Consider the following 23,244-nt stretch of genomic DNA (forward strand, 5'->3'; position numbering starts at 1 on the left):
CCGCCCCGACTGCGGGGCGGCCGCCTTCCTTCCCCGAAACTCCCGGAGTGGACCATGTCTGCCGTTGTTCCGCCCAAGTCCCGGACCGTCCTGGTCACCGGTGCCACCTCCGGCATCGGCTGGGAGACCGCCCGGCTGCTCGCGGAGCGCGGCGACACCGTCATCGTGCACGCCCCCGACAGCGCCTCCGGCGAGGACGCCGTCGCCCGCCTGGTGGCCGCCGGCGCCGACGCCGCCCGACTGCGCCTGGCCGTCGCGGACTTCAGCCGCCTCGACGAGGTACGGGCCATGGCCGCGAGGATCGCCGACGAGCACCCCGTCCTCGACGCGCTCGTCAACAACGCGGCCGTCGCCGCCCCCGAACGCCGGACCATCACCGCCGACGGCAACGAACTCGCCCTCCAGGTCAACTTCCTGGCCGCCTACCTCCTCACCCACGAGCTGACCGGACCGCTCACCGCCCGCCCCGGCAGCCGCGTCGTCAACGTCTCCTCCTCCATGCACCGCACCGCCTCCATCGCCTGGAACGACCCGCAGCGCGCCCGCCGTTACTCCCGGCTCGCCGCCTACGCCCAGTCCCAGCTCGCCCTGACGATCTTCGCGCGCGCGGAACGCGGCTGGACCGGCGTCAGCGTCCACCCCGGCGTGTGCGCCACCGCGCTGCTGCCGCTGTACGGCATCGACGGCGACACGCCCGCCGAGGGCGCCGCCCGCGTGGTGCGCCTGGTCGACCCGGCCACCGAGGTCGCGCCCGGCGCGTACTACGACGGCACCGCGCTCGCGCCCGCCGCGCCCGTCGCCCTGGAGGAGCGCACCGTGCGCCGACTGTGCAAGCTGGCCGACCAGTTGACCGGCGCGGCGTCCTGAATCCGCCCGCCCCTTCCCTGATCCTCGACAACGTCGCCGACGGAGAGAAGACCGTGTCCAAGCGCGCCCGCAAGAAGAAGACCCGCCGCAAGAAGAAGGCCAACCACGGCAAGAAGGCCTGCCAGTAGCCCAGTTCGCCGCAAGGGGCGGGCAGCGGCCGACCCCCGCCGCCCGCCCCGCACGCACGAAAGCGTCGCCGCACCGTGATCGAGCTGCCCTGCCACAGCGTCCCCGCCCACCGCACGCCCTGGCGCACCTGGTTCCCGACCGGCTACCCGGGCCTGGGCTCCCTCACCGAGCACATCCGCGCCACGGGCCACGGCCGCTGGTGGGCCGACCGGCCGCGCAACCCCCGCGCCGGGGCCGTCGCCTGCGCCGGCCACGTCCTGCTGGGCGGAGACCCCCGCGTGCTCGCCCCGGGCGCGCTCGCGCCGTTCGCCCGCAGCTATGTCGCCGCCCCCGACCGCTTCCTGCCGCTCCTGGGCGCCGCCTTCGTCCGGCTCGTGCCGTGGGAGCGCATGGTGTGGGTGCGCGAGGACACCACCGGCCGTACCGCCGCCCCCGCCGGAACGACCGTACGGCCCCTGACGGCCGCCGACACCCCCGCCGTCCGCGCGCTCGGTACGGACCTGTCCTGGCTCGCCGAGTCCTGGGGCGGGCCCGCCGCACTCGCCGCCTCCGGACACACCCAAGGCGCCTTCCACGACGGCCGGTTGCTCGCCCTGGCCTGCACGTACTTCCTCGGCGGCCGCTACGAGGACATCGCCGTCGCCACCCTGCCCCCCGCGCGCGGCCGGGGCCTCGCCCGCGCCTGCGTGACGGCCCTGAGCGCCGACATCACCACCCGAGGCCGCACCCCCAGCTGGACCTGCTCCCGCGACAACCACCCCAGCCGCGCCCTCGCGGCCGCCACCGGCTTCCGGCTCGTACGCGAGTACGTGCACTACGCGACCGGGGCGGCGGCGGACCCGGCGGGGCGCGGGCAGCGGCTGCCGGCGGGCCTGCCGACCGCCTGAGGGCGGGCCCGGCGGTCAGAGCCGCTCCCGTCGTGCGGGGGAACAGGAGTACGTGCCCGGGCGCGGGCCAGGGTTCTCAGGTCCGCGTCCCGGACCGCAGGAAGTCGTTGACGAGCCGTGCCGCGCTCCCGGCGTCGTCGACGGTGACGACGAACTCCCGGCCGCTGGTCAACTCAAGCCACAGCGCGTCGCCTTCGCGCAGCGACACCGCCGTCAGTCCGGGCAGCCATCGGTAGCCCCAGCCGCCGATCTGCAGGGGCCTCGCCCAGCCGTCCCGGGCGCGTACGACGGGCTGGAGCGGGACCGTCCGGCGCAGGAACGGCAGTGCGACGGCGGTGACCGTCACCCCGCGCCGCGTGACGGTGACCCGCACGGCACCCGTGGCCACACAGGCCACCGACACCAGTTGCAGCGGCCCGAAGGCGGTCCCAGTGCCCCAGGGCCAGCCCCGCCGCGAGAAGGCCGACGGCGCACACGCCCCCCAGCGCCAGGAGCCACGGCGCGACGACCCGCCGACTCCACTCGGCGCCCGTTCTGACGCCGGACGAACCGTCCGCCATGTTCCGCCCCCTGTCGGTGAGTTGCTCCCGACCAATCTAGAACGCCCGTGCAGACGTGATCAATCCGCCCGTCCGGTGGGGCATCACCTCCGCACCGGGCCCTGACGCGTGCGTACGGGTGCGCCGAGGCGCGCGCCGCCCGGGAAGCCGCACGTCGTGCGCGGACCGAGCGCGCTTCCGTGTGCGGGACATCTACAGGGACCATGCAGCTGACACAGCGCGTCGGCCCGCAAGTCTTACGGAGCACGCCATGAGTCTCACCACCGACAGCGACCGCAGCACCCTGATCCTCCCGGTGACGGAACAACGGCCCGTGGTCCGCCATCTCGCCCTCATCCTCGACGGCAACCGGCGCTGGGCGCGAACGCGCGGCCTGCCCGCCCGGGCGGGCTACGAGCGGGGCGGGGCCCGGGTCCTGGAGCTGCTGTCCTGGTGCCGGGAGACCGAGGGCCTGGACACCGTCACCCTGTGGCCGCTGTCCGTCGACAACCTCCGCCGCCCGCACGCCGAACTCACGGGCCTGTACGAGGTCATCGGCGCCGTCACCGAACGGATAGCGGCCCTGGGCCACTGGCGCATACGCCTCATCGGCGCCCCCGACGCGCTGCCCGGCGAACTCGCCGCGCGGCTGCGGCACGTGGCCCGCGAGGCCGGCCGCCCGGCCGGTCCCGTGGTCAACATCGCCGTCGCCTACAGCGGCCGCGACGAGATCGCCCGGGCCGTACGGAACCTGGTCCACGCCCACCACGAGGCCGGCACCCTGCACTCACTGGCCGGGGGCGTCGCCCCCGAGGAGATCGCGCACTGCCTCGACACCTCCGGCCAGCCGGACCCCGACCTGGTGATCCGCACCTCCGGCGAGCAGCGGCTCTCGGGCTTCATGCCCTGGCAGACCGCCTACTCCGAGTTCTTCTTCTGCCCCGCCCCGTGGCCGGACTTCGACCGGCGGGAGTTCGAGCGGGCCCTGCGGTGCTACCGGGCGCGCCACCGCCGACTGGGGCTGTAGCCCCGGCTGTCGGACGTCGGACGTCGGCTGCCGGACGTCCGGGAAAGGAGCGCCGTGTCCCCGCCCCCGCTGTTCGCCGATTCCCGCGAGGCCGACCGGGCCGCCCTGGCGGACTACCGCGTGCCGCGCTACGAGGTGCCGTTCCCCGTCCGGTGCGCGCCGTACGGCCCGTACGCGGAACGGGCGGCCCTGCGCTGGGCCCACGAGCACGGCCTGGACCGCTCCCCGGCGGCCGCGCAGCGCCTGGCCGACATGCAGTGCGGGCTGTTCTCCTGCCTGTACTGCCCGCGCGCCGACCGCGACGGCTCGGTCCTGATGGCCCGGTGGATCGTGTGGCTGTTCCTGTGGGACGACATCTTCGACGACGGCCCCCGCGGCCGCGACCCCGCCGCCTTCCAACGGGAGGCCGCCCAGCTCGACCACGCGCTCACCGAACCGCCCCCGCCGCCGGACGACCCCGCCCTGACCCTGCCGCTCGCCCGCGCCCTGGCCGACCTGTGGCGCGCCTTCCGGGCCCGCGCCCCCGACAGCGCCCGCCGGCGCTTCCCCGCCTCGGTGCGGATCTATCTGCGCGCCATGGCCCACGAGGTCGCCCACCGCGTCGCCGGAGAGGTCCCGGACCTCGACACGTACATCCGGCTGCGCCGCACGAACGCCGCGACCCGCTCCAGCATCGACATGATGGAGGCCCTCCAGGGTGTCGACGTCCCCGACTCCCTGCGCCACGGCCTCTACGGCGAACTGCGCGCCTGCGCGAGCGAGTTGTGGCTGTGGTCCAACGACACCTACACCGTCCGCAAGGACATCCACTACCGCAACCCCCACAACCTGGTGCTCGTCCTGCGCGAGGCACGCGGCCTGGAACTTCAGGACGCCGCGGACCTCGCCGCGTACATGGTCGAGCAGCGGATGCGGGAGTTCGCGCTGACCGCGGAGCGGCTGCGTACGCTCGTCGGCCTCGCGGCGGACCCGCACGCGCGCGCCCCGCACGCCGTCCTCGGCGGCGTCCGCATGCTGGAGGAGTCGATCGGCGGCTACTTCCGCTGGCAGCACACCACTTCGCGGTACCGGCGCAGCTCCGGCTTCCTGACCCCGTGAGCCGCACACCGGAAGGAAGAAATCCCATGCGCTCGCACCTCTACAGGTCCCCGTACCCGGCCCGGACGGTCGCCGACACCGCGCCCGAGGCCCTGCCGTACCCCAGCGGCTGGTTCTGCCTGGGATTCTCCCGGGAGTGGCCGCCGGGCACGGTGCGCACCCGCGGCTTCATGGGAGCCGACGTCGTCGTCTATCGCACCCGCAACGGCGTCCTGCGGGCCGTCGGGCCCCACTGCCCGCACCTGGGCGCCCACTTGGGCGCCGGCGGCACCGTCGAGGGGGAGCTGCTGGTCTGCCCGTTCCACCGGTTCGGCTTCGCCGTGGACGGCACGTGCGTCCGTACGCCCTACGGCACCCCGCCCAGGGCGTCCCTGGACCGGCTCACCGTCCGCGAGAGCCGCGGCATCGTGTGGGCCTGGCACGCGCCCGACGGCACACCGCCGTCCTGGGAACTCCCCGACCTGCCGGCCGTCGCCCGCCCCCGCCGCGTCCACCGCACCGCGGTGGCGGGCCACGCGCAGGACGTCATGGAGAACTTCGTCGACTACGGGCACGTCACCCAGCTCCACCGCGTCGACTTCCTCGAAGTGCGCTCCGAGCCGAAGGCCGACGGCCCCTTCTACCGCGCGTCGTTCCGCGTGGGCCGCCCCGTCCCCCTGCTCCCCGCCGTGCAGGACATCGAGCTGCTGATCCTCGGCATGGGCGCCGGACTCCTGACGATCGCCATGGACCGGCCCCGGCTGCGGGCCGCCCAATGGGTCTTCGCGACCCCGGTCGCGCCGGGACGCCTGCACTACACGATGGCCGCCAACGCCGTCACGGGCACCCCGCCCCACCACCCCGCGGCCCTGCACCGCCCCCTGCTCGACCACGCCGTCGGCCTCGGCATGAACCGCTGGAACCTGCACGCCGCACGCGCCGACTTCCCCGTCTTCCACCACAAGACCTACCTGCCCCACCCGCGCCTGAACGACGAGGACGGCCCGATCGGCGCGTACCGGCGCTGGGCGCGGCAGTTCCACGCGCCGGTGGCAGGTTGACCTGTTGCGAGCACGGTGCTTTGGTCCCGTCGGCGGCGGGGAACCGGGGCGGCCCCTTCCGCGGGTGGAGACCGTCCATCACCGGCGGCACGAACGGTGTGCGCGCTCTCCCTCCTGCCCGCGGTCACTGGAGCGCATCGTGGCTTCGTACGCGAGGTGATCGGGGGGAGAAGCCGTGACTTCGGCAGTCATCAGGATGGACCGGCGCGGTGGCAGACAGTGGCCTGCGGGCGGGGCGCACGACGTGGCCGCGGAGATGAGCGAGGTGCTGTTCCGGTCACTGCACCGCAGCGACCAGCGCGCCAGGGCGGAGCAGTACCTGCACGGACTGCTGCTGGCCGAGGGCCGCAAGACGATCCGCAACATCGCCACCGCCGTCGGGGCGCCGGGCGGCCAGCAGGCCCTGCACCACTTCATCTGCGGGTCCACCTGGCACTGGTCGCCCCTGCGGGAGGCCCTCGCCCGGCACGCGGAGGACTTCGCCCCGGGCCGGGCCTGGGTCGTCCGCCAGATGATCATCCCCAAGCGGGGCAGCCACTCCGCCGGGGTGCTGCGGCAGTTCGACCCCGAGCGCGGGCACATGGTCAACGGGCAGCGGGCGTTCGGCGTGTGGTCCGCGTCCGGGGCGATGGCGGTGCCGGTGAACTGGCGGCTGTTCCTGCCCGACAGCGGTCCGGGAGAAGCGCCGTCGGAGCGTGCCGGGGAGACGGCGGAGGAGAGCGCGGCCGCCGCGGTGCTGGAGGACATGCGCACCTGGCGGATGCCCCGGCGGCCGGTGGTGCTGGACGTGCGCACCACCCGGATCGAGCCTGTGCTGCGCGGGTTCGCCGAAGCCGGACTTCCCGTCCTGGCCCGGGTGTGCGGGGTGACCCGGCTGGCCGTGGCCGATCCCTCGCTGCCCGGTCACGGCCTGGGTCCCCTGCCCGCGCTGCGCGTCCTGGAAGGGGTCAGGGGACTGCGCCGCCGGGTCGCGGGCACGGGCTGGGCCGTCGCGGTGCCCGTGGTCCTGCCCGGCGGCCCGGGACGGCCGGCGCACGAGGGGCGGACCGGACTGTTGCTGGGCGAGTGGAGCGACCCCGACGGGGCCCCCGAACGGATCTGGCTGACCGGCACGGACCGTACGCACGTCGGGGAGCTGGCCCGGCTGGCCCGGCTCGCGCGCGGGGCGGCCGCCCACGGCGAACGGACGGGTGCGCGGACCGGGCTGCGCGACTTCAAGGGCCGGTCCTTCCCGGGCTGGCACCGGCACATCACCCTGGCGTCCGCGGCCTGCGCGGTGTCGGCGCTCGCCGACACCTACGGGCGGGACGGCACGCGCTGCGCGTGAACGCCCCTGCCCTGCCGGCGGCCGAGCAGGTGCCGGGTGCGGTGCAGCCGCAGGGCGAGCTGGAGTTCCAGGGCCTGCTCGGGCTTCTGCCAGTCGGGGCCCAGGAGTTCGGCGATCCGCTCCAGGCGCCGGTAGACGGTGTTGGGGTGCACGTGCAGGGCCTCCGCCGCCGCGGTGGCACTGCTGCCGGAGGCGAAGTACACCTCCAGCGTGCGGGTCAGCTCGGTCATCCGCAGCAGGTCGTATTCGAGGAGCGGCCCCAGCGCGGACTGCACGAAGCCGTCGAGGTCGTGCCGCTCCGCGAGCAGGACCCCCAGGAAACCGAGGTCGCCCGGCGCCGCGTACCCGCCCGGCCCGCCGAGCGCGGTGAGCGCCCCGACGCAGCGCAGCGCCTCCTGGTAGGCCGAGCGCACCGCGCCGTCCCCGGCCCGCAGGGCCGCCGCGCCCACGGTGACCGGCTGGTCCAGCAGGGGAGTGAGCTCCTCGGACACCGCCCGGGCGGCGGCCGTGGCATCGGCGCCCGGCAGCAGCAGGACGATGTCGCCGTCCACGACGCTCTTGAGGCCCGCCGTCCGGTGGGCGTAGGAGGAGGCCCACACAACGGCCCTGCCGCCGGTGCCGCCCTCGGGGCGGGCCACCGCCACGACGTGCGGCCGGGTCAGATCGATGGCGAGCCGGCCGGTCCGGTCCGCGAGCCGGGCCGGCGAGGGGCCGCGGGCCGAGAGCAGCTCGTCGAAGAGGCCGTCGCGGACCTGGCCCTCCAGCAGGGCGGTGTTGCGCTGGATCAGCAGCAGTGTCGCGCACACCTGGGCCGCGGACCGCAGCAGCCGCAGCTCCTCCTCGGCCAGGGGCGTCGGCCGCGCCAGGACCAGCGCCCCGAGGCTCTCCGAGCCCGCCGCCACGGACGCGGCCCACACGCCGTCGCCGGCCGGGACCGGGGTCCGGCCGGTGTGCGCGTCGAGCACCGCCCTGGAGAGCCGGGCCTCGTCGAGGGCGGGCGCCTCGCCCACCGTGGCCAGGGCGCGGCCTGCCGCGTCACGGACCAGCAGGGCGCCGTCGAGGGCCGCGGCCGCCTCGGCGGCGACGGCGGGCAGGTCGCGGCCGTCCAGCACCAGGTCGGTCAGCCGGTTGCGCAGATCGCCCAGGTGCCGTTCGCCGGCCAGGGAGGTGCGGGCGCGGGAACCGTCCCGTTCCAGCTCGGTGACCTCGGCCCGGGTGTGGTCGAGGAGCCGGGCCTTCTCGATGGCGACGGACGCCAGGTCGGCGAGGGAACGCATCAGGTCGATCTCGGACGGCGCGAAGTGCCGGATCCTGCGGTTGGCGCCGTAGAGGTTGCCGTAGACGGTGTCGCCGTGCCGCAGGGGCACCGACAGGATGGCGCGCAGCCCCTCGGCCCGGACCACCGAGTCGACCTCCTCGGAGTGCGGGATACGGTCGTCGCCGAGGTAGTCGGGGGTCCACGACGGTGCCCCGGACTTCAGCGCGAGGCCCCCGAGACCGTGGCCGCCGACTACGCGCAGCCCCACGTTCAGGGCGGTGGTGTCGCCGTCGGAGGCCCGGATCCAGGAGCCCTGCCCGTCGGCGTCGGCGAAACCGATGTAGGCCATGTCGAAGGTGAGCAGCCGGCGGGCCCGCCGGGCGATGACCTGGAGCAGGGTGTCCAGGTCGTAGGGGAGGGTGAGATCGCGCGCGGTGTCCACCAGGGCCGTGAGCCCCGCCTCGCGCTGCTCGTGGCGGCCGAAGAGGGAGTGGACGCCGAGCGCCAGTTCCGTGGCCTGTTCCAGCTCCTCCAGATCGGCGCCGCGGGCCCCGTCGCGGCGCGCCTCGCGCACCAGCGCCTCGAAGCGGCTGGGCGCGGCCTCCTCGGCGAGCAGCCGCAGCACGGTGATCGCGTTCGCTGTGCCGGAGCGCACGGCACGAGTCATCCGGTCCCCCCAGAACCATCTCCCCGGACGCTCCAGGAGGAGGCGTCCACCGGCCGGTGAAACTTAAAATGATTGGACTGGACCAGTCAACTCCGGCCAGGTTCCGGGTGTACCCCGGCCACCGTCCTTCCGCCCCACGCGGTGATCCACGCACCTTCTCCCCGCAGCTGTTTTCGGCAAGGGTTGGCGGTACGGCGCCCGTTGCGCGAGGCGCGCCGGCCGACAGGGGGAGCGCATGCCAGTACATACGCAGTTACGCAGTCATCTGCGGTCGATCGACCGCAGCCGGAGGTCGCTGACCCGGCCCGACCGGCCGGAGGTCTTCCGCCTCGACGGACGCGAATGGGACTTGCTGGACGGTGTGTTCGCGCCGCCGTTCTCCCCGTCCACCGGCGTGGCCCTGGAACTCCTCCACGAGGTCCTCGGCGCGCGGGACGACACCGGACGGCGGCCCCGTTCCCTGCTGGAGATCGGCAGCGGTACCGGCGTCGTCGCCGTGACGGCGGCCCTGGCCGGATGCGACCGGGTCGTCGCCACCGACATCAACCCGCGGGCCGTGCTCAACACCCGCCAAAACGCCGCCCGGCACGGCGTCACCGGCCGGCTCCGCGCCCTGGCAGGGGACCTGTTCACCCCCCTCGCGCGGGACGAACGCTTCGACATCGTCTACTGGCACTCCAACTTCGTACGGGCACCGGAGGACTACACCTACCGGAGCGACCACGAACGCGCCTATGTCGACGCCGGATACGCGGCCCACCGCCGCTATCTCGCCGAATCCGCCCGCCATGTGACCGCCGGGGGCAGCGTGCTGCTGCACTTCAGTGACCGCGGCGACGTGGCGGGCCTGCGCCGGCTGGCGCGGGAGCACGGACGCGGACTGCGCGTCCTGGCCCGCCGCCGCGTCCCGGAGGGCCTGGAGACCGTCGAGCACATGCTCATCGAAGTCACCGACCGGACAACGGACTTCGCCCCACCGGGCCGCACCCCAGCCCTGGCACCACCACCAGACCGACGGAAGTACCGTGCGCACTCTGCTCGTTGACAACTACGACTCCTTCACCTACAACCTCGCCCACTGCCTGGCCCGCGCGGGCGGACAGTGGCCGGAGGTCGTCCGCAACGACGACCCGCGATGGCACTCCGGCCGGCTCGCGGAATTCGACAACGTCGTCCTCTCACCCGGCCCCGGCACCCCGCAACGCCCCGGCGACATCGGCATCTGCCGCGAGATCGTCGAGAAGGGCGACCTTCCCCTGCTGGGCGTCTGCCTGGGACACCAGAGCATCGGGCTGCTGCACGGCGCGACCGTCGGCCGCGCGCCCGAGCCGTACCACGGCCGTACCTCCCCGGTGCTGCACGACGGCTCGGGCCTGTTCGCCGGCCTGCCCTCGCGCTTCGAGGTGGTGCGCTACCACTCCCTGGCCGTCACCGACCTCCCCGACGAACTCCAGGCGACCGCCTGGACCCCGGACGGGGTGCTCATGGCGCTGCGGCACCGCAGCCGGCCGCAGTGGGGCGTGCAGTTCCACCCCGAATCGGTGTGCAGCCAGTACGGCACGGAACTCCTCGCGAACTTCCGGGACATGAGCGCACGCGAGCGCCCCGCGGCCCGGACCGCTGTCCGTATCGCCCCGCCGCCCGAGGCCATCGCGCCGCAGCCCGAGCCGCGCCGGCTGAGAGTGCTGACGCAGCAACTGCCCACCCGCTGGGACGAGGAGACCGTCTTCGCCCGGCTCTTCGGCGACAGCGCCCACGCGTTCTGGCTGGACAGCAGCCGGCGGGAGGGAGAGCTGGGCCGCTTCTCGTTCATGGGGGACGCCGAAGGGCCGCTCGCACGGGTCGCGAAGGCCGACGTCTGGAGCTCCACGGTCACCGTCCACTCCGCCGAGGGCGTCGACATCGTCTCGGGAGAGTTCCTCACCTGGCTCGGCCAGGACCTCGCGGCCACCCGGACCAGCGTGCCCGGACTGCCCTTCGACTTCGCCCTGGGCTGGGTCGGATACCTGGGCTACGAGCTGAAGGCCGAGTGCGGCGGCCGCGCCGTGCACCGCTCGCCCGACCCCGACGCCTTCATGGTCTTCGCCGACCGTGCCCTCGCCTTCGACCACGCCACCGCCACCACCCACCTGCTCGCCCTCGCCGAGGACGGTGAGGAGGACGACGCCCGCGCCTGGCTGACGCGCACGGCCCGCCGCCTGGAGCGGCTCGCCGGCGAACACCTGCCGTACACCGGCCCCCCGCCGCGGCTGCCGGAGGTCCGGCTGCGGCACGACCGCTCCGCCTACCTCGACCTGATCGACGAGTGCCTGGAGGAGATCGCGGCGGGCGAGAGCTACGAGGTGTGCCTGACGAACATGGCCGAGGCCACGGGCGAGTTCGACCCCTGGACCGGCTACCGCCACCTGCGCCGCCACAGCCCCGCGCCCTTCGGCGCGCTGCTGCGCCTCGGCGAGCTCGCGGTACTGAGCACCTCACCCGAACGGTTCCTGCGCGTCGGCCCGGACGGCACGGCCGAGTCCCGGCCCATCAAGGGCACCCGGCCGCGCGGCACCACCGAGCGGCAGGACGCCGCCCTGCGCGCCGAACTCCGCACCGACGAGAAGGACCGCGCGGAGAACCTGATGATCGTCGACCTCGTCCGCAACGACCTCGGCCGGTGCGCCCGGACCGGCAGCGTCGACGCGCGGGAGAGCTTCCGCGTCGAGACCTACGCCACGGTCCACCAGCTGGTGAGCACCGTGCGCGCCACCCTGCGCCCGGGCGTCACGGCGGTGGACTGCGTCCGTACGGCCTTCCCCGGCGGCTCGATGACCGGTGCCCCGAAGCGGCGCACCATGCGGATCATCGACCACCTCGAAGGCGGCCCGCGCGGCGTCTACTCGGGCGCGCTCGGCTACTTCTCCCTGACCGGCGCCGCCGACCTGAGCATCGTCATCCGCACCGCGGTCGTCACCCCGGGCCGGGTCCGCTACGGGATCGGCGGGGCGATCACCGCCCTGTCCGACCCGGCGGACGAGTTCGAGGAGACCGTGGTCAAGGCCGCCCCGCTGCGCTCCGTCAGCGAGCCGAGCCAGGCGTTCCAGCGCGCCGGGCGCAGCCGCTCCGAGCGGCGGGCCAGCTCCCGGGCCGTGCGCTCGTAGCGCACGCCCAGGATCTCCAGCGAGTCCAGGGTCCGGGCGGCGGCCCCGCCCCGGCCGGTCACGGTGTCGCCGCGCGGCGCGCCGCGCTCGGCCACGGCACGCAGGGTGGCCGGGCTCATGGTGCTGATGGCGTCCCAGACGACGAGCTCGTCCACGTAGCGGGTACTGGGCACGCCCCGGACCCGCGGCGCGGTGTCCGTCCAGCGCATCCGGTGCGGACGGGCACCGCGCAGCGCCAGTTCCCGCCAGTCGGGGGCGGCGAGCCGCCGCTCGTGGCGGTGGAAGACCAACCGCGCGGAGGCCAGCGCCGTCTGACCGAGCATCACCCGGGCCGCCTCGGACGGGGCGGCGCGCAGCCGCCGGTCGAAGGCGACGTCCACGGCGGCGAGCGGCACCGACACCACGGCCGTGAGCGCCGCCGGCGGGCGGCCCGCCGCCTCGGCCCGGCGCAGTCCGTCGAGCCAGGCGGCCGCGGCCCGTTCGTAGTGGTCGGGGGAGAACACCGGGCCCACGTCCACGCCCGCACCCGCGGCCAGGCAGTCGGCGGCCGTGGCCAGGCCCTCGGGGGAGGCGGGCAGCGAGAGCAGCAGGTTGGGGCGGTCCACGGTCCGCCAGAAGCGCAGCGCGGTGGCCGTGTCCACCGCGGGGCCCACCTCCAGGGCGACCAGCCCGTCCCGGCCGCCGGTGCGCTCATGCACCGGTCGCAGGACGTCGCAGGCCTGCCGTGCCCGGGCGGCGAGCAGGGCGGCGGCCGCCGCCGAGGCCCCGTGCGGCACCGGACCGCGCGCGGCCGCACCGGCCCGGCGGCGCGCGGGAGGCCGCGGGCCGAGGACCAGCCCCGTGACCAGCCCATCGGCCACGTACCGCGCGAGGCCCTCCGGTACGGGCCCGCCCGGGCCCGTACCGTCCAGCCAGCGGGACACACCCTCGTCCGCCAACAACGTCACGGCACCGGCGTCGCGCATCCTGTCACTCCCCTTGCCCCGGCCACGCTGCCGGGCAGCATGCGCGCGAGGCCCTTCCCCTCGACGCGCGTCGCGGCATCTTCGGCCGAAACGCCGTACCAGTCAAGGAAAGCGACGACCCGTCGGGCGTCCTCGCGGTGGCGGGCCGGACCGCTGCCCACGGGCTCGGGCAGGCCGTGCGCGAGCGGGGTCAGGGCGCTCGCGGGGACGGCCGCCGCGGTGTCCGGGGCCGCCAGGTCCGCGAGACGGTCGCGGATGCCGTCGGCGGGGGAGGGCGGGCCGCCCAGCGACCAGACCAGCCGCGGCTCCACCGCCCCCGCGGCCGCCAGGGAGCGCCAGCGCGCCGAGGCGAGGAACTCCTGGTGCGCGTGGTGCGCCAGACTCGCGACGGCGCGGCCGGCCCGGCCCCTGAGGGCCGCGGTCTCGTGCCCGCCGACCGCGTCCAGCCGGCCGTCGACCGCGGCGTCGATGTGCCGGACGGGAACGGAGGCCACGGCACGTACGGCGGCCAGGTCCCCGCCGGCCTCGCGCACCCGGGACAGGCCCGCGTGGAAGGCGTCGAGGAACGCCTCGTACCGGGCCGGTGAGCCGATCCAGGCGGTGTGCACCCCGATGCCCTCGGCCAGCAGCCGCGTGACGACGGGCAGCGCCCACAGCGCCGCCGGCAGCCGGACGAGGAGGTTGGGGCGCGCGACCATCCGGTGCAGGAGCCGGGCCTCGCCCAGCAGCGCCCCGGCGTCCGCGCCGCCGTGCAGGACGGGCGCCGCCGAGACCACCCCCCGCGCGCTCAACATGCCGCAGGCCAGGCGCAGTTCCTCCGTGGTGGCATCCGCGGTGCACATCAGGCCCCGCACCCCGAGGCCGTGGACGAGCCGCCGCAGCCCGTCCGTCGTGATCAGGTCACGGCCCGCGTCGTCGAGCCACACGCCGGTGGCCGCCGAGGGCGGGCGGGTCAGGGTCGCGGTCATGCGGATCTCCTGGCTCGACGCGGACTGGCTGCTGTCATGGACCGGAACTCTGCGACGGGAAAAGCCTGTCGGCAATTCTGTCCCGCGTGAGCGTCACCAATTCCCGTGAGTGTCACCTCGCTTCGGCGCACACCTGACAACAGGTCCGGAATCTGACAGCAACGCGAAGGCCGTTTGTCGGCGCCCGGCACAGCGCACCACGATCGCTTGCCGTATCCGGCGGTACAACACCTCGGGCTCACGGGGGCACACGGTGAATCGCCATGGAAAGCCAGGGAGTGCAAGTGACTGAAATGCTCACGGAACCCGGTCTCGTCACCCGCAGCGAACGCGTCGACGCGTGGCAGGTGCGGGCCTCGATGCCGGTGGAGTACGAAATCCGGGTCTGCTCCGACGCGTTCGCCCCGGGCAGCACCGCACTGCTCGGGCCCGCTGCCCCGGCGTCCGGGCGGCACCGCCGCTTCGTGGTCGTCGACGCCCACGTGCTGACGCTGCACGGCGACCGTATCCGCGCCTACTTCGAGCACCACCGGGTCGACTACGAGCTGCACGCGGTACGCGTCGACGAGACCGTCAAGAGCCTGGAGACGGCCGCCGGGATCGTCCGCGCGCTGGACGCGTTCGGCATCGACCGCCGCCGCGAGCCCATCATCGTGATCGGCGGCGGCGTGCTGATGGACATCGTCGGCCTCGTCGCCAACCTCTACCGGCGCGGCACACCCGTGGTGCGCGTCCCCACCACGCTCATCGGTCTCGTGGACGCCGGCGTCGGGGTGAAGACCGGAGTGAACTTCAACGGCCACAAGAACCGGCTGGGCACCTACTTTGCGTCCTCCCTCACCCTCCTCGACCGCTCCTTCCTGGCCACCGTCGACCGCCGCCACATCGCCAACGGCCTGGCCGAGATTCTCAAGATGGCGCTCATCAAGGACGCCCGGCTCTTCGACCTGCTGGAGGAGTACGGGCCGCGGCTGCTGGAGGAGAAGTTCCAGGGCAGCACCCCGCGACTGGACGACGCCGCGAGCGAGGTCGTCCAGCGGGCCATCCACGGCATGCTGGAGGAACTCCAGCCCAACCTGTGGGAGGCGAAGCTGGAGCGCGTCGTCGACTACGGCCACACCTTCAGTCCCACCGTCGAGATGCACGCCCTGCCCGCGCTGCTGCACGGCGAGGCCGTGTGCGTGGACATGGCTCTGACCACGGTCCTCGCCTGGCGCCGCGGACTGGTCGACACCGCGCGCCGCGACCGCGTCCTCGCCGTCATGCGAGCCCTGGAACTGCCCAGCTGGAACAGGCTGCTGACCTGCGAGCTGCTGGCCGACGCGCTCGCGGACACCGTGCGCCACCGCGACGGCGCGCAGCGCCTGCCGCTGCCCGTCGGCATCGGCGAGGCCGTCTTCGTCAACGACGTCACCCGCGAGGAACTCGCCGTCGCCGTGGACGACCTGCGCCGCCTGGGCAGCGAGCGGGAGCCCGCCCGTGTCTGAACCGGCAGCCGCGGCCCGGGGCGCACTGGTCGCCGACGTCTCCGGCGCCGCCGACATCCACGGGGTGCACGGCGCCGCCGGACTCACCCACTGGAAATGCCTCGCGAGCCGCCGGGACCTCGACGGCGACTGGGAGGCGGTGGAATGGGCCGCCATTCCGCCCGGCGGAGTGAGCGGGGAACACCGGCACACCCGCACCGAGGAAATCTATTTCATTCTCTCCGGCCGGGGTGAATTCCTGGTCGACGGCACGGCCCACCCCGCCCGGCCCGGCTCGCTGCTGCTCACCGGAGTCGGCGCCGTGCACGGCCTGCGGAACACGGGCGAGGACCGGCTGGACTGGCTCGTCATCGAAATGCTCGCACCGTCCACGGCGGAGGTGCTGCGGGGAAGAACGCCGCGCGGGACGACGGACAGGACCACAGGCAGGACGACCGAGGGGAAAACCGTGAACGCGGAACTGCACGACCTGCGGGCCGAGGGCTCCGTCGACCCGAGCGGGGTCTTCACCGGCCCACTGCGCACCGTCGGCATCAGCACACTGGAACCGGGCGCCACCCGCGCCCTCGCGTCCCGCACGAGCGAGCACACCGTCTTCGTCCTGTCCGGCTCCGGCCGGGCCGTCTCCGGCGGCACCACCGTCGGGCTCACCCCCGGCACGGCCCTGACACTGCCCCTCGGAGCCAGCGCCGATATCGCCGCGGACGGCGACGGCCTGGAGCTCTTCCACGCCGAACTGGCCGTGCCCGACAGGGCGGTTCAGTGATCATCCAGCGCGCGGCCGCGCCCGTGCGCCTGTTGACCGCGAAGGCCCCCGACGCCGAATGGACCTGTCTGGCGCGGCGCGGCATGCTCCACAGCGAGTGCGAGGCCGTCGATCTCCTGCGGCTCGCCCCCGGGGCCGTGGTCCGGCACGGTCCGGCCGAGGGCGTCGAGCAGGCCCTGTACGTCCTGGCCGGGCGCGGCGAGGCCGAAGAGGGCGGGACCGTACGGGAGCTGGCGCCCGGAGCGCTGCTGCTCGCACCGCACGACGGCCGGGTCGCCGTCCGCGCCCTCGGCGAGGGCCTGGAACTGCTCACCGTACGCGTCCTGCCCGCCGGGGCCGTCGGCCGGCTGCCCGCGCGCGTCCCCGAACTGCCCGAGGAACAGCGGACGAAGACCGTCCGGCAAGCGGTGACGAGAACGACCGGAGGAGAGTCATGAGCAAGGTGAGCCGACGACGGTTCATGGCGGGAGCCGGCGCGATGGCCGGTACCGCGGCGGTGCTGCCGGGGGTTCTCGGCGGCTCCCGGGCCGTCGCCGCCGGCAGCGGTGACGCGGGCCGGCTGTCCCTGGGCACCGGTCTGGTGACGGTCGGGCGCGGGGAGGCCCGCTACGGCGACCTCGTCACCGGCTTCAACCAGCGCTGGGTGGGCCGGCCGGAGGCGGTGCGGCTCCCCACGACCACCGAGCACGTCGTCCAGGCCGTGCAGGAAGCGGTGGACGGAAAGAAGACGCTCACCGTCCGCGGCGGCGGCCACGGTTTCGAGGACTTCGTCTTCCGGCCCGACGTCGAGGTCGTCCTCGACATGACCCTGATGGACGCCACCTACTACGACCCGGGGATGCGGGCCTTCGCGGTCGAGTCCGGCGCCACCCTGCTCGACGTCTACGAGACGCTCTACGAGGGCTGGGGCGTCTTCATCCCCGGCGGGGTCTGCTTCGCGGTCGGCATCGGCGGACACGCCTCCGGCGGCGGCTACGGGATGCTCTCCCGCAAGCACGGCCTGGTGGTCGACCACCTCTACGCGGTGGAGGTCGTCACCGTCGACGCCTCCGGCCGGGCGAAGGCGGTCGTGGCCACCCGCGAGGAGAACGACCCCCACCGCGACCTGTGGTGGGGCTACGCGGGAGGCGGTGGCGGCAACTTCGGTGTCATCACCCGCTACTGGTTCCGCTCGCACGACGCCACCGGCTCCGACCCCGCGCGCCTGCTGCCGAGCCCGCCGAACGAGGTGCTGGTCACGGCGGCCGCCTGGCCGTGGGAGCGGGTCACCCAGCGGGGCTTCGCCGACTTCGTGAAGTTCTACGGGGAGTGGCACGAGAAGAACAGCCGCTCCGACTCCCCCTACGCGGGGATGTGCAGCTGGCTCTTCCTGAACCACAAGTCCTCCGGCAGCCTCGGCCTGCTGCTGCAGATGGACGGCACCGTCGCCAACGCGGAGCGGCTCGTCGACGACTTCCTGCACGGGCTCAACCGGGCCCTGGGTGTCGAGCACCAGGAACTCGGCGAACAGGTCGGCGAGTTGCGCGCCATGCCGGAGTTCGCCAGCACCCGCCGGCTCCCCTGGCTCAAGGCGACCCGCTACATCGGCACCAGCAGCGAACTCCAGACCAACCCCACCTTCCGCGGCGAGCACAAGTCCGCCTACATGAAGAAGGGGTTCCCCGACAGCCAGATCGCCGCGATCTACAAGCACCTCACCCGGGACGACTACGCCAACAAGTACGGTGGTCTGGTCGCCACGTCCTTCGGCGGGCGCATCAACGACGTCGCCCCCGACGCCACCCCGGTCGCCCAGCGCAGCTCCGTGCTCAAACTGCTCTACCAGACGTACTGGACGGACCCGGCCGACGACGCCCGGAACCAGGCGTGGCTGCGCGAGTTCTACCGCGAGGTGTACGCGGAAACCGGGGGCGTACCGGTGCCCAACGCCGTCACCGACGGGTGCTACATCAACTACGCGGACAGCGACATCGGCGACGCCCGGTTCAACACCTCGGACGTGCCCTGGTACCGCCTCTACTACAAGGACAACTACGCCCGTCTCCAGCGGGTGAAGGCCACGTACGACCCCGGGAACTTCTTCCGGCACCGCCAGTCGGTGCGGCTGCCTTCCTGAGTTTCCCGAACCCCCTGACCCCGTACACCACTTGAACCTCCTGACCTCTTGAACCTCCTGAACCGGGAATCCCCGTGCCGCACCAGTCGCCCAGCCCGGCCCCGCCGGGCTCCTCAGGGCTCAGCTCCTCAGGACTCGCCTCCTCAAGACTTCCGTCCCTGACCGGGCTGCGGTTCATCGCCGCGGTCCTCGTCTTCGTCACCCACGCCTCGGTCGCCAAGCTCTTCGCCGACGACTCCCTCAACGACGTCGTCGTCACGTACGCCAGCCGCGCCGGGTACTTGGGCGTCGGCTTCTTCTTCGTCCTCAGCGGATTCGTCCTCACCTGGTCCGCGAGGCCCGGGGACGGCCCACGGCGCTTCTACCGCCGCCGGCTGGCGAAGATCTACCCCAACCACTTCGTGACCTGGCTCGCCGGCATGCTGCTGATGATCGGGGCCGGCTCCGCGGTCACCTTCGGCAACACCGTGCCGAGCCTGTTCCTCGTGCAGAGCTGGGTGCCCGAACTGGATGTCCTCGCGGGCACCAACGGCCCCAGCTGGTCGCTCTCCTGCGAGCTGCTGTTCTACCTGTCCTTCCCGCTGCTGCACGGGGTGATCCGCAGGATCCGGCCCGAGCGGCTGTGGCTGTGGGTCGGCCTCGTCATCGCCGCGTTCGTCGCCGTCCCCGTGCTGGCGCAGGTCCTCCCGGGCAGCCCCGACTCCCCCTGGCAGCCCGTCTCGTGGTGGCGTTACTGGTTCGTCTACTTCTTCCCCGCCACCCGCGTGCTCGACTTCACCCTCGGCATCCTCATGGCCCGCGTGGTGATGACGGGCCGGTGGATCGGCGTGAAGCGGCTGCCGGCCCTGCTGTGCCTGGTGGCCGGCTACGCCCTGATGGTGTTCCTGCCGGACGCCTACGGGCTGGTGGCGCCCACGGCCCTGCCCATCGCGCTGCTGATCGCGGCGGTGGCCGTCGCCGACACCAAGGGCAGCCCGTCCGTGTTCGCCTCCCGGCCCGCGGTCTGGCTGGGCGAGGTGTCCTTCGCCTTCTACGTCGTGCACTTCCTGGTGTTCCAGTACGGGCCCATGGGCCTGGCGGCCACCGAGTCCTCGGCGGGCCGCACCTGGGACACGCCGGGAGCGCTGGGCATCATGGCGCTGACCTTCGGGCTGAGCCTGCTCCTCGGCTGGGTGCTGTACGCGCTGGTGGAGCGGCCCGCGATGCGATGGCTGGCCCGCCCGCGCCGCGCGCCGGCGCCCGAACCGGCCGCCGGGGAAGCCCGGTTGGCCGTGGGAGCTGATCGACGGTGACCGTCCAGCCCGTCGCGCGTACCGGGGGAGAGGCCGTCGCCGCGGCCTCTCCGCCCGGCCCGCCGCCCGCCGCCCGGACCTCCCGGCTGCCGTCCCTGACCGGCATGCGGTTCATCGCCGCGCTGCTGGTCTTCCTCTACCACGCCTCGCTGCCGCACGTGGCCACCGATCTGTTCGCCGACGCGGGCGACGCGGAGAACTACCGCTGGGTGCTCAGCCGCGCCGGCTGGGTCGGGGTCTCGTTCTTCTTCGTGCTCAGCGGCTACGTGCTGACCTGGTCCGAACGCCCCGGGGACCGGGCCCGGTCCTTCTGGCGGCGCCGGCTGTGCAAGGTGTTCCCCAACCACGCCGTGATGTGGGCGGTCGCCCTGCTGGCACTGTCGGGCGCCGCCACGGGCCTGTGGCCGGCCCTGGCCAACCTGCTGCTGGTCCAGTCCTGGTTCCACGACAGCGGCGTGTACTTCAGTGTCAACCCGCCCAGTTGGTCGCTCTCCTGCGAGCTGCTGTTCTATCTGAGCTTCCCGCTCTGGGCGCGGCTGACGCGGCGGATCGCGCGGGAACGGCTGTGGTGGTACGTGGCGGGCACCGTCGCCGCGATCGTCGCGGTGGCCGTCGCCGCGGACCTGCTGCTGCCGGACTCCCCGGTGCTCAAGGTGCCCTACGAGGTGTCCGAGCCGCAGTTCTGGTTCGTCTACATCCTGCCGGCGACCCGGCTCCTGGACTTCCTGCTGGGCATCCTCATGGCACGCGCGGTCCTGGCGGGCCGCGGTCCGCGCCTCGGGCTCCTGCCGGCGGGAGCGCTGACGGTCGCCGCGTACGGGGTCTCGCTGTTCGTCCCGCCGCCGTACTCGGTCGACGCGGTGACGATCCTGCCCTTCGCCCTGCTGATCGCCGCCGCCGCGACCGCGGACGCCCGGGGGCTCCGCTCGCCCTTCCGGGGGCGGGTGATGCTGTGGCTGGGCGAGGTGTCCTTCGCCTTCTACCTGGTCCAGCAGGTGCTCCTGGAGTTCGTCCGGGACCGGCTGGGGGCCCGCTGGGCCCTGCCCACCCCTCTCGCGCTGGCGGTACTGGCGCTGGAGGCCGGGGCGGCACTGGCCGCCGCCTGGCTGCTGTACACCCTCGTCGAGAAGCCGGGCATGAAGCTCGCCCGGCCCCGGCGACGGACCTGACACTCCCGGGTCCGGCGGTGGTGTTCCGCCGCCGCCGGCACCTAGGGTCTTACTTGAAAGTTCAAGAGCTCCTTTCCGGGGGCAGAGAGGAAGGCCGCGATGCGCACCACCACCCTGGGGAAGAACGGCCCGGAAATCGGCCGCATCGGACTGGGCACGATGGGCATGTCGTTCGCCTACGACCCGCAGAACCGGAACGACGAGACCTCGGTCAAGGTGATCCACCGCGCCGTCGACCTCGGCGTCACCCTGCTGGACACGGCCGACGTCTACGGCCCCTTCACCAACGAGGAACTCGTCGGGAAGGCCATCGCCGACCGCCGCGACCGCGTCGTGCTCGCCACCAAGGGCGGGCTGGTCCTGGGCGAGAACGGCCTGTCCCTCAACGGCCGCCCCGACTACCTGCGTTCGGCACTCGAAGCGAGCCTCAAGCGGCTCGGCACCGACCACGTCGACGTCTACATGCTGCACCGCATCGACCCCGAGGTCCCGGTCGAGGAGAGCTGGGGAGCGCTGGCCGAACTCGTCGCCGAGGGCAAGGCCGGCGCGATCGGCCTGTCCGAGGTCGCCCTCGGCGACATCGAGCGCGCCCAGCGCGTACACCCGGTCTCCGTCGTGGAGTCCGAGGCTTCCCTGTTCACCCGCGACTCGCTCGGCGACGTGCTCTCCTACTGCGAGGAGCAGGGCATCGCCTTCCTGCCGTACTCGCCGCTGGGCCGCGGCCTGCTCACCGGCCGGTTCAGCAACCCCTCCGACCTCACCGAGGACGACTGGCGGCGCGCCATGCCCCGCTTCACGGAGGAGGCCATGGCCGCCAACAAGGCCATCGTCGACACCGTCGCCGGCATCGCCGCCCGGCACGGCGTCGCCCCCTCGCAGGTCGCCCTCGCCTGGCTGCTCGCCCAGGGCGAGTACGTCGTCCCGATCCCCGGCACCAAGACGCTCCGCTACCTGGAGCAGAACGCCGCGGCCGCCGACATCGAACTGACCGAGGCCGAGATCGCGGAACTCGACGCCCTGCCCGCCCCGGTCGGCGCCCGCGAGTAACGGCACCGCCCCGCCCGGACCCGGGCCGGCGACGCGCTGCTCCCCCGTCACGCGCCGCCGGCCCGCCCCTGTTCCCGAAGCACGGGGTGGCGCCGCCAGGTCGGCCGCCGGCTGCCTGCCGCAGCCGGTCCGTCCCGTCCCGGCCGCCATCGGGCCGTCCGCCACGGAGAGACATGTCCCTGCCCCTGCTGTCCATGATGCTGAGCGTCTTCAGCATCGGCACGGCGGAGTCCGTCATCGCCGGCATCCTGCCCCGGATCGCGGACGACCTCGACGTGCCGTTGTCCACCGCCGGACTGCTGGTGAGCGTCTACGCCGCCGTCGTGGTCGTCGTCGGCCCCCTGACGACCCTGGCCACCGGCCGCCTGCCCCGCAAACCCCTGCTGCTGGGCATGCTGGGCCTCTTCGCCGCCGGCAACGTTCTCGCGGCCCTCGCCGCCCCCGCCTCCTCCTACGCCCTGCTCGTCACCGGACGGCTCGTCAGCGCCTTCGCGCACTCGACGGTCTTCGCGATCTGCCTGACCTCGGCCGGCGAACTGGCCGGCCCCGGCGGGCAGGCCTCCGCCGGCGCCAGGATCACCCTCGGCTTCGGCCTGGCCATGGTCCTCGGCGTCCCCCTGGGCACCCTCATCGGCAACACCTACGGCTGGAGCGCCACCTTCTGGTGCATCGCCGCCATGAGCCTCGGCTGCCTCGCCCTCCTCGCCGCGTGCCTGCCCGCCGACCGGCGGCGGCCGGCCGGCGGGGCCGTCTCCGAACTCCGCGTCCTCGGCCGCCCCCGCGTACTGCGCGCCATCGGCATCACCGTGCTGTGCAGCGCCGGGGTCTTCACCGCCTTCACCTACGCCGTCCCGCTCCTCACCGAGGTCAGCGGCTTCGGCGAGACGGCCGTCACGGTGCTGCTGCTCCTGTACGGCTTCGGCGGGGTGGCCGGCAACACCCTCGGCGGCCGGGCCGCCGACCGGTCCCTGCTGCCCTCGCTCACCGTGACCCTCGCCGCCGTGGTCGCCGCACTGCTGCTGCTCAGCGCGGCCGCCCCGCTCGCCTGGCCCGCCGCGGCCGTCTTCGTCCTGCTGGGACTCGCCTACTTCGGCACCATCCCCGGCCTCAACACCATCATCGTCGGCTCCGCCGAGGTCGGTTCGCCCACCCTGGCACTCTCGGTGAACAGCTCCGCCTTCAACATCGGCATCGCGGCGGGCGGACTCCTCGGCGGTCAGGCCGTCCAGTCCGGCGCCGGCCCGCGGGCCGCCCCCCTCGTCGGCGCGGCCGTCGTCGCCGCCGGGCTGGCCCTGTGCGCGTACGAGCACAAGACCCGTGGCGGCGTGGCCGCTTCAGCCCTTACCGATCCCGCGCCCGCGCCCGCGGGATCGGCTGCTGCCGCGTCCGCCGCCGCACCGCCCGCCCCCTCCGATTCCCTGCCCGCCACCGCAGCGAAGGACTGACCCCGCC

Annotated in this window: 20 protein-coding genes and 1 pseudogene; 17 read left to right on the forward strand and 4 right to left on the reverse strand. The window is 73.9% G+C overall.

What is annotated here, in order from left to right:
- The first annotated feature begins 54 nt into the window (after positions 1-54).
- From ACFP1Z_RS07045 to ACFP1Z_RS07055, 3 genes are all read left to right on the forward strand, one after another.
- Positions 55-867, forward strand: a complete 813-nt coding sequence (locus tag ACFP1Z_RS07045) for an SDR family NAD(P)-dependent oxidoreductase (protein WP_390315020.1) — start codon at positions 55-57, stop codon at positions 865-867.
- Positions 868-920: 53 nt separating this feature from the next.
- Positions 921-995 carry a 50S ribosomal protein bL37 gene (locus ACFP1Z_RS07050; RefSeq protein ID WP_390315069.1) on the forward strand — a complete coding sequence of 25 codons (75 nt, stop codon included), beginning with the start codon at positions 921-923 and terminating at the stop codon, positions 993-995.
- Between the two features lie 75 nt (positions 996-1,070).
- On the forward strand, positions 1,071-1,883 hold the full coding sequence (locus ACFP1Z_RS07055) for a GNAT family N-acetyltransferase (protein ID WP_390315021.1): 813 nt from the start codon (positions 1,071-1,073) through the stop codon (positions 1,881-1,883).
- Positions 1,884-1,959: 76 nt separating this feature from the next.
- On the opposite strand, the gene ACFP1Z_RS07060 is transcribed toward ACFP1Z_RS07055, so the two are convergent.
- A complete protein-coding gene (locus ACFP1Z_RS07060) occupies positions 1,960-2,271 on the reverse strand; it encodes a hypothetical protein (RefSeq protein ID WP_390315022.1) in 312 nt (103 codons plus the stop codon).
- Positions 2,272-2,693: 422 nt separating this feature from the next.
- Between ACFP1Z_RS07060 and uppS the strand changes: the two genes are divergently transcribed.
- The 4 genes from uppS (at position 2,694) to ACFP1Z_RS07080 (ending at position 6,914) form a co-directional block, all read left to right on the forward strand.
- Positions 2,694-3,449 (forward strand): polyprenyl diphosphate synthase, encoded by a 756-nt coding sequence (gene uppS / locus ACFP1Z_RS07065; RefSeq protein ID WP_390315023.1) that lies wholly within the window; start codon positions 2,694-2,696, stop codon positions 3,447-3,449.
- A gap of 54 nt (positions 3,450-3,503) precedes the next feature.
- Positions 3,504-4,547, forward strand: coding sequence for a terpene synthase family protein (locus ACFP1Z_RS07070; RefSeq protein WP_390315024.1), 1,044 nt, complete (start codon positions 3,504-3,506; stop codon positions 4,545-4,547).
- Between the two features lie 26 nt (positions 4,548-4,573).
- Positions 4,574-5,587 carry a Rieske 2Fe-2S domain-containing protein gene (locus ACFP1Z_RS07075; RefSeq protein ID WP_390315025.1) on the forward strand — a complete coding sequence of 338 codons (1,014 nt, stop codon included), beginning with the start codon at positions 4,574-4,576 and terminating at the stop codon, positions 5,585-5,587.
- Between the two features lie 196 nt (positions 5,588-5,783).
- Positions 5,784-6,914 carry an IS701 family transposase gene (locus tag ACFP1Z_RS07080; RefSeq protein WP_465269264.1) on the forward strand — a complete coding sequence of 377 codons (1,131 nt, stop codon included), beginning with the start codon at positions 5,784-5,786 and terminating at the stop codon, positions 6,912-6,914.
- Here ACFP1Z_RS07080 and ACFP1Z_RS07085 read toward each other — a convergent pair.
- A complete protein-coding gene (locus ACFP1Z_RS07085) occupies positions 6,884-8,839 on the reverse strand; it encodes a helix-turn-helix domain-containing protein (RefSeq protein WP_390315027.1) in 1,956 nt (651 codons plus the stop codon). The two genes, ACFP1Z_RS07080 and ACFP1Z_RS07085, sit on opposite strands and share 31 nt — an antisense overlap.
- A 235-nt stretch (positions 8,840-9,074) precedes the next feature.
- On the opposite strand from ACFP1Z_RS07085, the gene ACFP1Z_RS07090 reads away from it, so the two are divergent.
- Positions 9,075-9,884 carry a 50S ribosomal protein L11 methyltransferase gene (locus tag ACFP1Z_RS07090; RefSeq protein WP_390315028.1) on the forward strand — a complete coding sequence of 270 codons (810 nt, stop codon included), beginning with the start codon at positions 9,075-9,077 and terminating at the stop codon, positions 9,882-9,884.
- The gene (pabB, locus tag ACFP1Z_RS07095; protein ID WP_390315029.1) at positions 9,865-11,982 is read left to right on the forward strand and encodes an aminodeoxychorismate synthase component I; all 2,118 of its coding nucleotides are present in this window, start codon (positions 9,865-9,867) and stop codon (positions 11,980-11,982) included. The genes ACFP1Z_RS07090 and pabB overlap by 20 nt, the downstream gene beginning before the upstream one ends.
- A gap of 26 nt (positions 11,983-12,008) precedes the next feature.
- Here the strand turns inward: pabB and ACFP1Z_RS07100 are convergent.
- Together ACFP1Z_RS07100 and ACFP1Z_RS07105 are read right to left on the reverse strand one after the other, a co-directional pair.
- A pseudogene (locus ACFP1Z_RS07100) lies at positions 12,009-12,947 on the reverse strand (transaldolase family protein); the annotation flags it as partial.
- Positions 12,926-13,915, reverse strand: coding sequence for a transaldolase family protein (locus ACFP1Z_RS07105; protein ID WP_390315030.1), 990 nt, complete (start codon positions 13,913-13,915; stop codon positions 12,926-12,928). The pseudogene ACFP1Z_RS07100 and the gene ACFP1Z_RS07105, both read right to left, overlap by 22 nt.
- Positions 13,916-14,208: 293 nt before the next feature.
- Between ACFP1Z_RS07105 and ACFP1Z_RS07110 the strand changes: the two genes are divergently transcribed.
- The 8 genes from ACFP1Z_RS07110 (at position 14,209) to ACFP1Z_RS07145 (ending at position 23,237) form a co-directional block, all read left to right on the forward strand.
- Complete coding sequence (locus ACFP1Z_RS07110; RefSeq protein ID WP_390315070.1) at positions 14,209-15,402, forward strand: sedoheptulose 7-phosphate cyclase; 1,194 nt, start codon at positions 14,209-14,211, stop codon at positions 15,400-15,402.
- Positions 15,395-16,168 (forward strand): cupin domain-containing protein, encoded by a 774-nt coding sequence (locus tag ACFP1Z_RS07115; protein WP_390315031.1) that lies wholly within the window; start codon positions 15,395-15,397, stop codon positions 16,166-16,168. Before ACFP1Z_RS07110 ends, ACFP1Z_RS07115 begins: the two co-directional genes overlap by 8 nt.
- On the forward strand, positions 16,165-16,605 hold the full coding sequence (locus ACFP1Z_RS07120) for a cupin domain-containing protein (RefSeq protein WP_390315032.1): 441 nt from the start codon (positions 16,165-16,167) through the stop codon (positions 16,603-16,605). The genes ACFP1Z_RS07115 and ACFP1Z_RS07120 overlap by 4 nt, the downstream gene beginning before the upstream one ends.
- Positions 16,602-18,284, forward strand: coding sequence for an FAD-binding oxidoreductase (locus ACFP1Z_RS07125; RefSeq protein WP_390315033.1), 1,683 nt, complete (start codon positions 16,602-16,604; stop codon positions 18,282-18,284). Before ACFP1Z_RS07120 ends, ACFP1Z_RS07125 begins: the two co-directional genes overlap by 4 nt.
- Positions 18,285-18,358: 74 nt before the next feature.
- On the forward strand, positions 18,359-19,576 hold the full coding sequence (locus tag ACFP1Z_RS07130) for an acyltransferase family protein (protein ID WP_390315034.1): 1,218 nt from the start codon (positions 18,359-18,361) through the stop codon (positions 19,574-19,576).
- Positions 19,573-20,745, forward strand: a complete 1,173-nt coding sequence (locus ACFP1Z_RS07135) for an acyltransferase family protein (protein ID WP_390315035.1) — start codon at positions 19,573-19,575, stop codon at positions 20,743-20,745. Before ACFP1Z_RS07130 ends, ACFP1Z_RS07135 begins: the two co-directional genes overlap by 4 nt.
- 99 nt (positions 20,746-20,844) lie before the next feature.
- On the forward strand, positions 20,845-21,792 hold the full coding sequence (locus ACFP1Z_RS07140; protein ID WP_390315036.1) for an aldo/keto reductase: 948 nt from the start codon (positions 20,845-20,847) through the stop codon (positions 21,790-21,792).
- 173 nt (positions 21,793-21,965) lie between these two features.
- Positions 21,966-23,237: an MFS transporter gene (locus tag ACFP1Z_RS07145; protein ID WP_390315037.1), complete on the forward strand. Its 1,272-nt coding sequence runs from the start codon at positions 21,966-21,968 to the stop codon at positions 23,235-23,237.
- Positions 23,238-23,244 lie beyond the last annotated feature (7 nt).

Source organism: Streptomyces gamaensis, assembly GCF_042656465.1.
Lineage (GTDB): Bacteria > Actinomycetota > Actinomycetes > Streptomycetales > Streptomycetaceae > Streptomyces > Streptomyces gamaensis.

What these genes read in the sequence shown, in the direction of transcription:
- ACFP1Z_RS07045 (WP_390315020.1), top strand. Translation starts at nt 55, where the DNA reads ATGTCTGCCGTTGTTCCGCCCAAGTCCCGGACCGTCCTGGTCACCGGT.
- ACFP1Z_RS07110 (WP_390315070.1), top strand. Translation starts at nt 14,209, where the DNA reads ATGCTCACGGAACCCGGTCTCGTCACCCGCAGCGAACGCGTCGACGCG.
- ACFP1Z_RS07080 (WP_465269264.1), top strand. Translation starts at nt 5,784, where the DNA reads ATGGACCGGCGCGGTGGCAGACAGTGGCCTGCGGGCGGGGCGCACGAC.
- ACFP1Z_RS07140 (WP_390315036.1), top strand. Translation starts at nt 20,845, where the DNA reads ATGCGCACCACCACCCTGGGGAAGAACGGCCCGGAAATCGGCCGCATC.
- uppS (WP_390315023.1), top strand. Translation starts at nt 2,694, where the DNA reads ATGAGTCTCACCACCGACAGCGACCGCAGCACCCTGATCCTCCCGGTG.
- ACFP1Z_RS07075 (WP_390315025.1), top strand. Translation starts at nt 4,574, where the DNA reads ATGCGCTCGCACCTCTACAGGTCCCCGTACCCGGCCCGGACGGTCGCC.
- ACFP1Z_RS07105 (WP_390315030.1), bottom strand. Translation starts at nt 13,915, where the DNA reads ATGACCGCGACCCTGACCCGCCCGCCCTCGGCGGCCACCGGCGTGTGG.
- ACFP1Z_RS07125 (WP_390315033.1), top strand. Translation starts at nt 16,602, where the DNA reads ATGAGCAAGGTGAGCCGACGACGGTTCATGGCGGGAGCCGGCGCGATG.
- ACFP1Z_RS07090 (WP_390315028.1), top strand. Translation starts at nt 9,075, where the DNA reads ATGCCAGTACATACGCAGTTACGCAGTCATCTGCGGTCGATCGACCGC.
- ACFP1Z_RS07085 (WP_390315027.1), bottom strand. Translation starts at nt 8,839, where the DNA reads ATGACTCGTGCCGTGCGCTCCGGCACAGCGAACGCGATCACCGTGCTG.
- ACFP1Z_RS07145 (WP_390315037.1), top strand. Translation starts at nt 21,966, where the DNA reads ATGTCCCTGCCCCTGCTGTCCATGATGCTGAGCGTCTTCAGCATCGGC.